At 73.0% G+C, this 12,820-nt stretch carries 11 protein-coding genes; 5 read left to right on the top strand and 6 right to left on the bottom strand.

Features of this window, described 5'->3' with window-relative positions:
- The first annotated feature begins 186 nt into the window (after positions 1–186).
- From E5225_RS11170 to E5225_RS11150, 5 genes are all read left to right on the top strand, one after another.
- Complete coding sequence (locus tag E5225_RS11170) at positions 187–846, top strand: ATP-dependent Clp protease proteolytic subunit (RefSeq protein ID WP_135972694.1); 660 nt, start codon at positions 187–189, stop codon at positions 844–846.
- A 40-nt stretch (positions 847–886) separates the two neighbouring features.
- On the top strand, positions 887–1,588 hold the full coding sequence (locus tag E5225_RS11165; protein ID WP_135972695.1) for an ATP-dependent Clp protease proteolytic subunit: 702 nt from the start codon (positions 887–889) through the stop codon (positions 1,586–1,588).
- A gap of 246 nt (positions 1,589–1,834) precedes the next feature.
- Positions 1,835–3,112: an ATP-dependent Clp protease ATP-binding subunit ClpX gene (clpX, locus tag E5225_RS11160; RefSeq protein WP_135972696.1), complete on the top strand. Its 1,278-nt coding sequence runs from the start codon at positions 1,835–1,837 to the stop codon at positions 3,110–3,112.
- The gene (locus tag E5225_RS11155) at positions 3,109–3,465 is read left to right on the top strand and encodes a chorismate mutase (protein ID WP_135972697.1); all 357 of its coding nucleotides are present in this window, start codon (positions 3,109–3,111) and stop codon (positions 3,463–3,465) included. The genes clpX and E5225_RS11155 overlap by 4 nt, the downstream gene beginning before the upstream one ends.
- Before the next feature lie 152 nt (positions 3,466–3,617).
- Positions 3,618–4,814, top strand: a complete 1,197-nt coding sequence (locus E5225_RS11150) for a baeRF2 domain-containing protein (protein WP_135972698.1) — start codon at positions 3,618–3,620, stop codon at positions 4,812–4,814.
- Positions 4,815–4,886: 72 nt separating this feature from the next.
- Here E5225_RS11150 and E5225_RS11145 read toward each other — a convergent pair whose 3' ends face one another.
- The 6 genes from E5225_RS11145 to E5225_RS11120 form a co-directional block, all read right to left on the bottom strand.
- Positions 4,887–6,695 carry an AMP-dependent synthetase/ligase gene (locus E5225_RS11145; RefSeq protein WP_135972699.1) on the bottom strand — a complete coding sequence of 603 codons (1,809 nt, stop codon included), beginning with the start codon at positions 6,693–6,695 and terminating at the stop codon, positions 4,887–4,889.
- Between the two features lie 37 nt (positions 6,696–6,732).
- On the bottom strand, positions 6,733–7,521 hold the full coding sequence (locus E5225_RS11140) for an amino acid ABC transporter ATP-binding protein (RefSeq protein ID WP_135972700.1): 789 nt from the start codon (positions 7,519–7,521) through the stop codon (positions 6,733–6,735).
- Positions 7,518–8,357, bottom strand: a complete 840-nt coding sequence (locus E5225_RS11135; RefSeq protein WP_243738133.1) for an amino acid ABC transporter permease — start codon at positions 8,355–8,357, stop codon at positions 7,518–7,520. Before E5225_RS11135 ends, E5225_RS11140 begins: the two co-directional genes overlap by 4 nt.
- Before the next feature lie 93 nt (positions 8,358–8,450).
- Positions 8,451–9,248: a transporter substrate-binding domain-containing protein gene (locus E5225_RS11130; RefSeq protein ID WP_135972701.1), complete on the bottom strand. Its 798-nt coding sequence runs from the start codon at positions 9,246–9,248 to the stop codon at positions 8,451–8,453.
- 125 nt (positions 9,249–9,373) lie between these two features.
- Positions 9,374–12,034 carry a valine--tRNA ligase gene (valS, locus tag E5225_RS11125; RefSeq protein ID WP_135972702.1) on the bottom strand — a complete coding sequence of 887 codons (2,661 nt, stop codon included), beginning with the start codon at positions 12,032–12,034 and terminating at the stop codon, positions 9,374–9,376.
- A gap of 99 nt (positions 12,035–12,133) precedes the next feature.
- Positions 12,134–12,691, bottom strand: coding sequence for a CGNR zinc finger domain-containing protein (locus tag E5225_RS11120; protein WP_135972703.1), 558 nt, complete (start codon positions 12,689–12,691; stop codon positions 12,134–12,136).
- Between the last annotated feature and the right edge of the window lie 129 nt (positions 12,692–12,820).

Raw genomic sequence — 12,820 nt, 5'->3', positions numbered from 1 at the left:
CACGTCGCGGGGCCGTCGTGCGTCCCGGGTGGCATCCCGGCGACGCCGCTGCGCCGACAGCGAAACGACGCGGCGGCGGGACGTGTCGCGGCTGGTCCGGGCGTTAGGGTCGCTGCAACGCACGGCCGGACGTGCACGAGCACCGCACCGGCCCGCCGCACGACGCAGCCAGACGAAGGAGCCTTCGTGAACGAGCAGGTCCCGGCCATCGCACGGGCGGAGTCCGTAGGACTCGGCCTCAACGACAGCATCTACAACCGTCTGCTCCGTGAGCGGATCATCTGGCTCGGGTCCGAGGTCCGCGACGAGAACGCCAACGCCATCTGCGCGCAGATGATGCTGCTGGCCGCGGAGGACCCCGACAAGGACATCTGGCTCTACATCAACTCGCCCGGCGGGTCGATCACGGCCGGCATGGCGATCTACGACACGATGCAGTACATCAAGCCGGACGTCGCCACGATCGCGATGGGCATGGCCGCCTCGATGGGGCAGTTCCTGCTGTCGTCCGGCGCCAAGGGCAAGCGCTACGCCACCCCGCACGCGCGCGTCATGATGCACCAGCCCTCGGGCGGCATCGGCGGCACCGCCACCGACGTGCGCATCAACGCGCAGCTCATCCTGCACATGAAGAAGGTGCTGGCCGAGCTGATCGCCGAGCAGACGGGCAGGAGCGTCGAGCAGATCAACGCCGACTCCGACCGTGACCGCTGGTTCACGGCGCCGGAGGCGCTCGAGTACGGCTTCATCGACCACGTGGTCAGCAGCGCCGGCTCGGTCACGGGCGGCGGGGGCACCGCCCCCGACGCCGACGGCGCGCCCGACGGCACCGGGACCTCGGCCTGACGGCCGGGCGACCCGCAGAGAACCAGCGAGGAGAACCTTCGTGAGCATGGAGTCCCAGTTCATCGCCCGCGCCGGGCGCCTGGCCGGCGGCACGGCACCCGCGTCCCCCACGGGCCGGTACGTGCTGCCGCAGTTCGAGGAGCGCACGGCCTACGGCTACAAGCGCCAGGACCCGTACACCAAGCTGTTCGAGGACCGCATCATCTTCCTCGGCGTGCAGGTGGACGACGCCTCGGCGGACGACGTGATGGCGCAGCTGCTGGTCCTGGAGTCGACCGACCCGGACCGCGACATCACCCTCTACATCAACTCGCCCGGCGGCTCGTTCACGGCGCTGACGGCGATCTACGACACGATGCAGTACATCAAGCCGCACATCCAGACGGTCTGCCTCGGGCAGGCCGCCTCGGCGGCGGCCGTGCTGCTCGCGGCCGGCTCGCCGGGCAAGCGCCTGGCGCTGCCGAACGCGCGCGTGCTGATCCACCAGCCCGCGATGGAGGGCGGCGGCTACGCGCAGGCGTCCGACATCGAGATCCACGCCAACGAGCTCATCCGCATCCGCGAGTGGCTCGAGCAGGCGCTCGCGCACCACACGGGCCGCCCGATCGAGCAGGTCCGGGTGGACATCGAGCGCGACAAGATCCTGACGGCCGCGCAGGCCGCGGAGTACGGGATCGTCGACCAGGTGCTCGCGAGCCGCAAGGGCGTGCAGCCCACGGTGGTGCAGCCCGCCGCCGAGTGACGCACCGTCCGGCCCCGACGCCCTCGCGTCGGGGCCGGACGTCCGTCCGGCATCCACGACGCCGCCCCGTGTTACGGGGAGCGTCGCGGCGGCGTGTCGCCCAGGACACGCCGCGACCCGCCCCACCCGTTCGGCTGACACGGGAGCCCCCGTGGTGTGCAATGGGGGAACGTGACTCCCCGGGGCGGGTGTGCACGAGCAACGGCTCCCGCCGCACGGCGGGGCCACCCGAGGAAGGGGACCCACGTGGCGAGGATCGGGGACGGGGCGGACCTCCTCAAGTGCTCCTTCTGCGGCAAGTCCCAGAAGCAGGTCAAGAAGCTCATCGCGGGCCCCGGGGTCTACATCTGCGACGAGTGCATCGAGCTGTGCAACGAGATCATCGAGGAGGAGCTCGCCGAGGCCACCGAGGTGGGCATGGTCGAGCTGCCGAAGCCGAAGGAGATCTTCGAGTTCCTCGAGCAGTACATCGTCGGGCAGGAGCCGGCCAAGCGGTCGCTCGCCGTCGCGGTGTACAACCACTACAAGCGCATCCAGGCCGGTGAGGGCGCCCGTGCCGCCGGCGACGAGCACGTCGACATCGCCAAGTCGAACATCCTGCTGATCGGCCCCACGGGCTGCGGCAAGACGTACCTGGCGCAGACGCTCGCGAAGATGCTGAACGTCCCGTTCGCGATCGCCGACGCGACGGCGCTCACCGAGGCGGGCTACGTCGGCGAGGACGTCGAGAACATCCTCCTCAAGCTGATCCAGTCGGCCGACTACGACGTCAAGAAGGCCGAGACCGGCATCATCTACATCGACGAGATCGACAAGATCGCCCGCAAGAGCGAGAACCCGTCGATCACGCGCGACGTGTCCGGTGAGGGCGTGCAGCAGGCGCTCCTGAAGATCCTCGAGGGCACCACCGCGTCGGTGCCGCCGCAGGGCGGGCGCAAGCACCCGCACCAGGAGTTCATCCAGATCGACACGACGAACGTGCTGTTCATCGTCGCGGGCGCGTTCGCGGGCCTCGACGAGATCATCACGTCGCGTTCCGGGCGCCGAGGCATCGGCTTCGGGGCGCCGCTGCACACGGCCGACGACAAGGACGTCTACGGCGACGTCATGCCCGAGGACCTGCTCAAGTTTGGGCTGATCCCCGAGTTCATCGGTCGCGTCCCCGTCATCACCACCGTGTCGCCGCTCGACCGCGACGCCCTCGTGCGCATCCTCACCGAGCCGCGCAACGCGCTGATCAAGCAGTACCAGCGCATGTTCGGGATCGACGGCGTGGAGCTGGACTTCGAGGACGACGCCGTGGCGGCGATCGCGGACCAGGCGCTGCTGCGCGGCACGGGTGCGCGCGGCCTGCGGGCCATCATGGAGGAGGTCCTCCAGCAGGTGATGTTCGAGGTGCCGTCGCGCGACGACGTCGCCCGCGTCGTCATCACGCGCGACGTCGTCCTCGACAACGTCAACCCGACGCTCGTGCCCCGCGAGGTCGGCCGCGACAAGCGCGCGCCCCGCGAGAAGAGCGCGTGAGCGACCTGCCCGCGCCCGTCCCGCCGGATCTCGCCCGGCTCCGCCGGACCATCGACAACATCGACGCGGCGCTCGTGCACCTGCTCGCCGAGCGCTTCAAGGCCACGCAGCAGGTGGGTCTGCTCAAGGCGCAGCTCGACCTGCCCCCGTCCGACCCGGGCCGTGAGGCCGCGCAGGTCGCCCGGCTGCGCGCGCTCGCGCAGGACGCGGACCTCGACCCGGTGTTCGCGGAGAAGTTCCTCGCCTTCATCGTCGAGGAGGTCATCCGCCACCACGAGGCGATCGCCCAGGACCACGCGCACACGGGCAGCACGCAGGCGACCGCGCAGGACGCGAGCGTCGGGCACGCCTGAGCCGGCGCGGTCGCGTCCGCCTCGCGGGTGACGGCTCGCGTCCGCGCGGTGGCGGGTCCGTCCCCGCTGGCGGATGGTGGAGGGGTCAGACCCGTTCGGGCGGCCGGGGCACCGATGCCCGGACGGGACCCCGACGCGAGGAGACCTGCCTGATGGACCTGCACTGGCTCAAGCCGCTGCTGGGGCGCTCGGCGCCCTTCACCACCGTGTACCTCGACGCCACGCATGACGATGCGACGGGGGCGGCAGACGTGCAGTCCCGCTGGAAGGTGCTGCGCCGTCAGCTCGAGCACGACGGCTCGCCGACGCAGGTGCTCGCCCTGCTGGACGAGCTCGTGGCCCGCCCCACGCACGCCGTGGGGCCGCACGGGCGCGTGCTCGTGGCCGACGCGCGCGAGGTCCTCGTCGACCGCCTGCTCACCGAGCCCCCGGCGCAGTCGACCGCGGCGTGCGGGCCGGTGCCGCTGCTGCTGCCGGCAGCGCGGGCGGCGGACGAGGCGACGCGGTTCCTGCTCGTGGAGCTCAACCGCCAGGGCGCGGACCTGACGTGGACCGACGGTGCCGGGCCGCTCGGGGTGGACAGCGAGGCCGTCGAGGGCGACCACGACGAGATGCACAAGGTCCAGGGCGGCGGCTGGGCGCACCGCCGCTGGCAGCAGCGCGTGCAGGACTCGTGGGAGCGCAACGTGGACGTCGTCGCGGCCGACCTCGACCGGCAGGTGACCGAGCGCAAGCCCGAGCTGGTGGTCCTCACCGGGGACGTGCGCGCGGTGGCGCTGCTCAAGGACGCGGTCGGCCAGGAGGTCCGGGAGGTGCTCGTCGAGGTGCCCGGCGGGTCCCGGGCCGAGGGCGTCAACGAGGCGGCGTTCCACGAGCGCCTCGACGCGGTGCTGACCGAGTACCGCGCCCGCCGGCGCGAGGCCGTGCTCGACCGGTTCCGCCAGGAGCAGGGCCGCGAGGAGGAGGCGGTGACGTCCCTCGCCGACGTGGTCGCCGTGCTGCAGCGGGGTCAGGTGTCGGAGCTCGTGCTCGGCGAGCCGCCGGCCGGCAGCCCGGGGCGGCTCGCCGACCGGCAGCTCTGGGTCGGGGACGGTCCGCTCGAGCTCACGCTCGGCAAGGACGACCTGGCCACGATCGGCGTCGCCGACGGTGCGCGGCAGATGCCCGCGGACGTGGCGCTGGTGCGCGCGGCCGTGGGGCAGGACGCGGGCCTGACGTTCGCGGACGAGGGCGCGGTCGACCTCGTCGACGGCGTCGGGGCGCTCCTGCGGTGGAGCGACGAGTCGACGCCGCGCGAGTCGGTGCTCAGCCAGTCGGCCGACAGCGGCCGCATCCACAACGTCATCTGACCGCACCCCGCCGCACGGCGCGACGGCGCGGGCCCGGGTGGGCCCGCGCCGGCGGCGTGCCTGGGCCGGTCGTCAGTCGCGGGTGTCGACGTACAGCGCGTCGACGTCGGCCGCGAGGTCGGCGAGCACCTTCGCGCGCTTCACCTTCAGCGACGGCGTGAGGTAGCCGTTGGCCTCGGTGAAGTCCATCGTCAGCACGCGGATCTTGCGGATGGACTCCGCCCGGGACACGGACTCGTTCGCGCGGTCGACGGCGCGGTCGAGCGCCTGGAGGACCTGCGGGTGCGTCGACGCCGTGACGACGTCCATGGGCGGCAGGCCGTGCGACGCGAGCCACCCGGGGAGCATCTCGGCGTCGAGGGTGACGAGCGCGCCGATGAAGGGACGCTGGTCACCGACGACGACGACCTGGCTCACGAGCGGGTGCCCGCGCAGCCGGTCCTCGAGCGCCGCGGGGGCGACGTTCTTGCCGCCGGCGGTGACGATGATCTCCTTGCTGCGGCCGGTGATCCGCAGGCAGCCGTCCTCGTCGAGCGTCCCGAGGTCGCCGGTCTTGAACCACCCGTCGACGAGCACCTCGGCGGTCGCCTCGGCCTGGTGGCGGTAGCCCCGGAAGACGTGCGGGCCCTTCACCCAGATCTGGCCGTCGTCGTCGACGCGCAGCGAGGCGCCCGGGAACGCCGGGCCGACCGTCCCGATCTTCGTGAGCTCGGGCCGGTTCACGGCGGTCGCCGCCGTGGTCTCCGTGAGGCCGTACCCCTCGAGGACGTGCACGCCGATGCCGCGGTAGAAGTGGCCGAGCCGCTCACCGAGCGGCGCGCCGCCGGACACGGCGAACTCCGCACGGCCGCCCAGCGCGGCGCGCAGGCGCTTGTGCACGAGCGCACCCGCCAGCCGGTGCTGCGCCGTCAGGGCGGCACCCGGACCGGCCGGGGTGTCCAGCGCGCGGGAGTAGGCGATGGCCACCTTGGCGGCCCACCGGAACAGGCGCAGCTTGCCGCCGGTCCCGGCCTTCTGCTCGGCGGAGTTGTAGACCTTCTCGAAGACCCGCGGCACGGCCAGCACGAACGTCGGCTGGAACGACGCGAGGTCCGGCAGCAGGTTGCGGGTGTCCGGCGTGTGCCCGAGGACCGCGCCCGACTCGACGCACAGCACCTGGATGAACCGCGCGAAGACGTGGGCGAGCGGCATGAACAGCAGCGTGCGCGACGTGGGCTTGGAGACGACCTCGCCCAGGCCGACGGCGCCGTTGCGGACCAGCTCCACGAAGTTGCCGTGCGTGAGCTCGACACCCTTGGGGCGCCCGGTGGTGCCCGACGTGTAGATCACGGTCGCGAGGTCGTCCGCGCGCGTCGCGCGCCAGCGCCGGGCGACGTCCTCGTCCGTGAGGTCGGTGCCGCGCTGCACGAGCGTGGTCACGGCGCCCTCGTCGAGCACGAGCACCTCCCGGAGACCGGGGAGGTCGTCGCGCACCAGGGTGACGGTGGCCGCGTGGGCGGGCGTCTCGACGACCGCCATGCGCACGCCGGAGTCGGAGGCGATCCAGCGCACCTGCTCGGGGGACGACGTCTCGTACACCGGCACGCCCACCGCACCCGCGGCCCACACGGCGAAGTCGACGAGCGTCCACTCGTACCGGGTACGGGACATGATCGCGACGCGGTCGCCGGGCTCGACGCCCGAGGCGATGATGCCCTTGGCGACGGCGGTCACCTCGGCGACGAACGCCTCGACGGTGACGGGCTGCCACAGCCCGCCGAGGGCGGCCTGCCGCTCGATGAACGTGCCGCGGGCGTCGCGCGCCAGGCGGGCGGCGAGCATCCGGGGGATCGACGCCCCGGGGTCGGCGGGGACGAGGGCGGGGGAGTGGGACTCGGGCATGGTCGGCTCCGGGACGGCGGCGAGGGGTGGCTCGACCCTAGACCTGCGGGGGCGCTCCCGCGGTGCCGGACGCGTCGTGGCGGTGCGTCGGGTCGAGCACCCGCTGGAGGAACTCCCGCGTGCGCGGCTCTTGCGGGTCGCCGATCACCCGGCCCGCGGGGCCCACCTCGACGATCTGGCCCTCGTCCATGAACACGACGCGGTCGCCGACCTCGCGGGCGAACGCCATCTCGTGCGTGACGACCAGCATGGTCATGCCGGCGTCGGCGAGGTCGCGCATGACGCCGAGGACGTCACCGACCAGCTCGGGGTCGAGCGCGGACGTGGGCTCGTCGAACAGCATGAGCTGCGGGTCCATCGACAGCGCGCGGGCGATGGCGACGCGCTGCTGCTGGCCGCCCGACAGCTGCGCGGGCATCGCCTGCGCACGGTCCGCCAGGCCGACGCGCTCGAGGTTGGCGAGCGCGGCCCGCTCGGCCTCCTCGCGCGAGCGGCGCAGAACGGTGCGCTGGGCCATCGTGCAGTTGTCGAGGACGCTGCGGTGGCTGAACAGGTTGAACTGCTGGAACACCATGCCGACGTGGGTCCGCACCCGGTCGATGTCGACGTCGGGGTCGGTCACCTCGACGCCGAGCAGGTCGATGCGCCCCGCGGTCGGCTGCTCGAGCAGGTTGACGCAGCGCAGCAGCGTCGACTTGCCCGACCCGGACGGGCCGATGATGCAGACGACCTCGCCGGCGGCGACCTCGAGGTCGATGCCCCGCAGCACCTCGCGCGGGCCGAACGACTTGTGCAGGCCGGAGATCGTGACGACGGGCCGGCTCATGCGCGGCGTCCCTTCGTGCCGGTGCGGCGCTCGAGGCGGCGGGTGAGCCAGCCCAGCGGCAGGGTGATGAGGAGGTAGCAGGCGCCGGTCACGAACAGGGCCGTGAGGCCGCCCGCGGCGGAGTTCAGCGCGTCGCGGCCGATCTTGGTGATGTCGTACTCCGCGAGCGTGAGCCCGACGAGGAAGACCAGCGAGGTGTCCTTCGTGAGCAGGATGATCTCGTTGGTCATGGGCGGCAGGACGATCCGGAACGCCTGCGGGGCCACGACCTGCAGCATCGTCCGCGTGTGCGACATGCCGAGGGACCGGGCCGCCTCGATCTGCCCCGCCGGGACCGCCTGGATGCCGGCGCGCAGCGTCTCGGCGATGTACGCGGACGCGACGACACCGAGCGCGATCGACGCCTTGGCGAGCACGGACGGGATGGACACGCCGAACGCGATCGGGACCGCGTAGCCGACCGACAGCACGACGAGCAGGGCGGGGATGCCGCGGAAGAACTCGATCCACACGGTGGCGATCGCGCGGTAGACCGCGACCGACGACAGCTTCATGAACGCCAGGAGCGCCCCGAGGGGGAGCCCGACGGCGAACGCCCCCAGCGTGTACCTGAGCGTGTTGAGCACGCCGATCGGGAGCTTCGCGGCGAGGTCGGCGGCGACCGCGGGGTTGAACAGCTGGTCGCCCACCCGCGACCAGTCCGTGAGGAGCGCGATCACGAGCACCGCGACGACGAGCACGCCGTACTGGACGCCGCGCACCACCTGGGCGCGCCGGCGGGGGCTCATGCGCCGCCGGCCCGGCGGCATCTCGAGGGTCTGCTGTGCGGTGGTCATGCGGTCTCCGTCGCGGTGGGCCGTCCGTCGCGGGCTGTCACGGCGACGGGCGGGCACCCGGTGCAGCACCGGCGCGCCCGCCCGTCACGGGCGTCAGCCCTCGTCGGGCGCGGTGCCGATGTGCGTGGTGTAGATCTCCTCGTACGTGCCGTCGCCGGCGATGCGCACGAGGGTGGAGTTGATCTCCTCGAGCAGGGCGGTGTTGCCCTTCTTGACGCCGAGGCCGTACTGCTCGCCCGTCGGGAACGTGGCGGCGACCTCGAAGCCCTCGTCGATCCACGGGCCGAGCACCGCGATGTCGTTGACGACGGCGTCGACCTGGCCGGTCGTCAGGGCCTGGACCTGAAGGCCCAGGTCCTCGAACTGGACCGTCTCGAGGCCCTCCTCGGTCGCCCAGGTCTCGCCGGTGGTGGCGAGCTGCACGCCGACGCGCTTGTCGGCGAGCGACTCCACCGTCGAGAGGTCGGAGCCCGCCGGCACGAGCAGGCCCTGGTCGGCGTCGAAGTACGGGTCGGAGAAGTCGAACTTCGCCTGGCGCTCCTCGGTGATGGTCAGCCCCGACGCGACGATGTCGCACGTGCCCGTGTCGAGGTCGGTGCCGGACTGGATGGTGTCGAACGGCGTGACCTTCACCGCGAGCTCGACGCCCAGGTCCTCGGCCACCTCCCGCGCGATGTCCATGTCGAGGCCGACGATCTCGCCGCTCTCGTCCTCGTACTCGAAGGGCTCGAACGGCGGGTTGGTGCAGACCGTGAGCGTGCCGGGCTCGACCAGGGCGACGCCGTCGGTGGCCGCGGGGGACGCCTCGTCGGAGCCGAGCCCGCCGGAGCAGGCACCGAGGGCGAGGGCGGCCGCCGCGACGAGGGCGGTGGTGGGCAGCAGGTGACGCATGGGTTTCCTTCCGTGCTGGAGCGCGGATGAGTATACGTGCACCAGCATGGTTATACAGAATCGTCCCGGCCCGGGACCTGGGTCCCGGGCCGTCGGTGCGGCAGCGCCCGACCGGGCGCGTCGACTCAGGTCCGCGCGACCGCCTCGCCGAGCCGGGCGTCACGCGCGACGAGCGTCTCGTCCTCCGCGTCCACGAGCTCGAGCGTGCCCGTGGCGCGGCCCGCCGAGCGGACGTCGTCGAGGGCGACCTCCACGGCCGCCCGCAGCGCGGCGGGCACCGCGAGCACCGCGTGCTCGATCGGCGTGCGCATCGACGCCTTCGCCTCGGACTTCACCTTGCGCAGCGCGGCGAGCGCGGCGCCCGCCGCGGTGACCACGCCGGCGTCCGCGTCACCGGCCGCCGCGCGCAGCGGCTCGGCCGTCGGCCACGGCGCACGGTGCACCGTGCCCTCGCGCCACCAGGACCAGACCTCCTCGGTCGCGAACGGCAGCACGGGGGCGAACAGGCGCAGCAGCGTGTCGAGCGCGATGCCGAGCGCGGCGCGTGCCGACGCCGTCGCGGCCGGCACGTCGCCGGCCGCGGCGCCGGCACCGTACGCACGGTCCTTGACCAGCTCGAGGTAGTCGTCGCAGAACGTCCAGAAGAACGTCTCGGTGGTCTCCAGGGCCCGGGTGTGGTCGTAGGACTCGAGCGCCGCGGTCGCGGTCTCGACGACCTGGGCGAGCCCGGCGAGCATCGCGCGGTCGAGCGTCTCGGTGACGAGGGCCGGGTCGAGCAGGACCGGCTCGTCGGCCGCGCCGAACGAGAGCACGAACTTGCTCGCGTTGAGGACCTTGATCGCCAGGCGGCGGCCGATCTTCATCTGGCCGACCTCGAAGGCCGCGTCGGTGCCCAGGCGGGCCGAGGCGGCCCAGTAGCGCACCGCGTCCGAGCCGTGCTCCTCGAGCAGGGCCAGCGGCGTCACGACGTTGCCCTTGGACTTGCTCATCTTCTTGCGGTCGGGGTCGAGGATCCAGCCGCTGATCGCGGCGTCGGTCCACGGGAGGGACCCGTTCTCCAGGTGGGCGCGCACGACCGACGAGAACAGCCAGGTGCGGATGATGTCCTGACCCTGGGGGCGCAGGTCCATCGGGAACGTGCGGGCGAACAGGTCGGGGTCGTCGAGCCACCCGCAGACGATCTGCGGCGTCAGCGAGCTCGTCGCCCAGGTGTCCATGACGTCGGGGTCGGCGACGAAGCCGCCCGCCACGCCGCGCTGCTCCGCCGCGTACCCCGGCGGGACGTCGCTCGTCGGGTCGACGGGCAGGGCCGCCTCGTCCGGGACGATCGGCGCGTCGTAGCGCGGCTGCCCGTCCTCGTCGAGCGGGTACCAGACCGGGAACGGCACGCCGAAGAAGCGCTGGCGCGAGACGAGCCAGTCGCCGTTGAGGCCGCCGACCCAGTTGTCGTAGCGCACCCGCATGAAGTCCGGGTGGAAGCCGAGCTCCTGGCCGCGGGCGAGCAGGGCCGTGCGCAGGGCCTCGTCCCGGCCGCCGTTGCGCAGGTACCACTGCCGGCTGGTGACGATCTCGAGGGGCTTGTCACCCTTCTCGTAGAAGTTCGCCTTGCGCTGCGTGGCGACGGGCTCGCCGAGCAGGTCGCCGGACTCGCGCAGCGCGGCGACGAGGGCCTCACGTGCCGAGAAGGTGGTCTTGCCGGCGATCTCCGCGTAGCGCGCGCGGCCGGCCTCGGTGGCGATCCACTCCGGGGTGTCGCGCAGCACGCGGCCGTCGCGGCCGACCACCGACCGCGTGGGCAGGCGCAGCTCGCGCCACCACTGCACGTCGGTGAGGTCGCCGAACGTGCAGCACATCGCGATGCCGGCGCCCTTGTCGGGCTCCGCGGCCGGGTGCGCCAGGACGGGGAGCTCGACGCCGAACAGGGGGCTCGTCACGGTGGTGCCGAACAGGTGCTGGTAGCGCTCGTCGTCCGGGTGGGCGATGAGGGCGACGCACGCCGGCAGCAGCTCCGGGCGCGTGGTCTCGATGACGACGGCCTCGCCGTCGGGGCGGTGGAACGCGACCTTGTGGAACGCGCCGGGGTAGTCGCGCGCCTCGAGCTCGGCCTGCGCGACCGCCGTCTGGAACGTGACGTCCCACAGGCCGGGCGCCTCGGCCTGGTAGGCCTCGCCGCGCTCGAGGTTGCGCAGGAACGCGCGCTGCGACACGGCCCGGGCCGTGCTGCCGATCGTCTGGTAGGTCATCGACCAGTCGACGGAGAGGCCGAGCCGGCGCCACAGGTGCTCGAACTGCTGCTCGTCCTGCGCGGAGAGCCGCTCGCACAGCTCGATGAAGTTCCGGCGCGAGACCGGCACCTGGTCGCCCGGCTTGACCGCCTTGCCGTCCGTGCCCTCGTGCGGCGGGGTGAAGTCCGGGTCGTACGGGAGGGACGGGTCGCAGCGCACGCCGTAGTAGTTCTGCACGCGCCGCTCGGTCGGCAGGCCGTTGTCGTCCCAGCCCATCGGGTAGAACACCTCGTACCCACGCATGCGGCGGTAGCGCGCCACGACGTCGGTGTGCGTGTACGAGAAGACGTGGCCCACGTGCAACGAGCCGGACACCGTGGGCGGCGGGGTGTCGATGGAGTAGACCTGCGCGCGCTCCTGCGAGCGGTCGAAGGAGTACGTGCCGGCCGCCGTCCAGGCGCCGTCCCAGCGCTCCTCGAGCCCGTCGACGGTGACCTTGTCCGGTACCTGGCGGGCGGGCGCGCTCGTCGGGGCATCGGCACGTGCGGTCAGGTCGGTCATGGGCACACATCTTTCCACGCGTACCGCGACGTCCCTACGCCGCGCCGGCGCCCCGTGTGCGGCCGCGGACCGGCCGGCCGGGGGCCCGTGGCGGCCGGGTCAGGCGTCGGTGCGTGCGGCGCGGCGCGCCCGGTAGGCGGCCACGTGCGCCCGGTTCGCGCACCCGTTGACGTCGCAGAACCGTCGGGACCGGTTGCGCGACAGGTCCAGGAGCACGGCGTCGCAGTCCTCCGCGGCGCACGTGCCCATGCGGTCCCACTCGTCGGAGCGCACGAGGTCCGCGGCGGCGAGGGCCGTCTCGGCGAGCACGACCGACGCGAGCGGCGCGTCGTCCGCGGTCGCGTGCAGGTGCCAGTCCATGTGGTCGTGCCGGGCGAGGGAGGGTACCGCGTCGGCGTCGCGCAGCATCGCGTTGACCTGGTCGGCCGCCGCGTCCCGGTCCGCGGCCCAGAGCGCGCCGACGCGCGTGCGGGCCCGGCGCACGGCGGCGAGCTCGGCCGCGTCGCCGTCGTGGCGCCCGGTGTAGCGCCAGCGGGTGCGGAAGGCGCGCAGGTCCTCGGGGGTCGTCAGGGCGTCGGTGCCGTCGAGCCGCCGCGCCGTGTTGACCAGGTCCGCGGCGGCCCGGAGGTTCGCCTCCGTGTCATGGGCGAAAGGCACGTTGACTCCTGTCGGGACGAGGCCGTAGCGTCATGAGCATAGGAGCGGATGACCCCTGACACCGGCGATCCCGGGGCGCGGGACCGCCTCGTCGCGACGACCGCCGGGCGCCGCGTCCGTCCGCCCGCG

Origin of the sequence: Cellulomonas shaoxiangyii, assembly GCF_004798685.1 — a bacterium.
Lineage (GTDB): Bacteria > Actinomycetota > Actinomycetes > Actinomycetales > Cellulomonadaceae > Cellulomonas > Cellulomonas shaoxiangyii.
Note: the sequence above shows the minus strand (reverse complement) of the source record. Positions and strands in the feature narration are given on the sequence as shown.

Coding starts and splice junctions, on each gene's coding strand:
- E5225_RS11150 (WP_135972698.1), top strand. CDS start 3,618: ATGGACCTGCACTGGCTCAAGCCGCTGCTGGGGCGCTCGGCGCCCTTC.
- E5225_RS11140 (WP_135972700.1), bottom strand. CDS start 7,521: ATGAGCCGGCCCGTCGTCACGATCTCCGGCCTGCACAAGTCGTTCGGC.
- E5225_RS11130 (WP_135972701.1), bottom strand. CDS start 9,248: ATGCGTCACCTGCTGCCCACCACCGCCCTCGTCGCGGCGGCCGCCCTC.
- E5225_RS11135 (WP_243738133.1), bottom strand. CDS start 8,357: ATGACCACCGCACAGCAGACCCTCGAGATGCCGCCGGGCCGGCGGCGC.
- valS (WP_135972702.1), bottom strand. CDS start 12,034: ATGACCGACCTGACCGCACGTGCCGATGCCCCGACGAGCGCGCCCGCC.
- E5225_RS11145 (WP_135972699.1), bottom strand. CDS start 6,695: ATGCCCGAGTCCCACTCCCCCGCCCTCGTCCCCGCCGACCCCGGGGCG.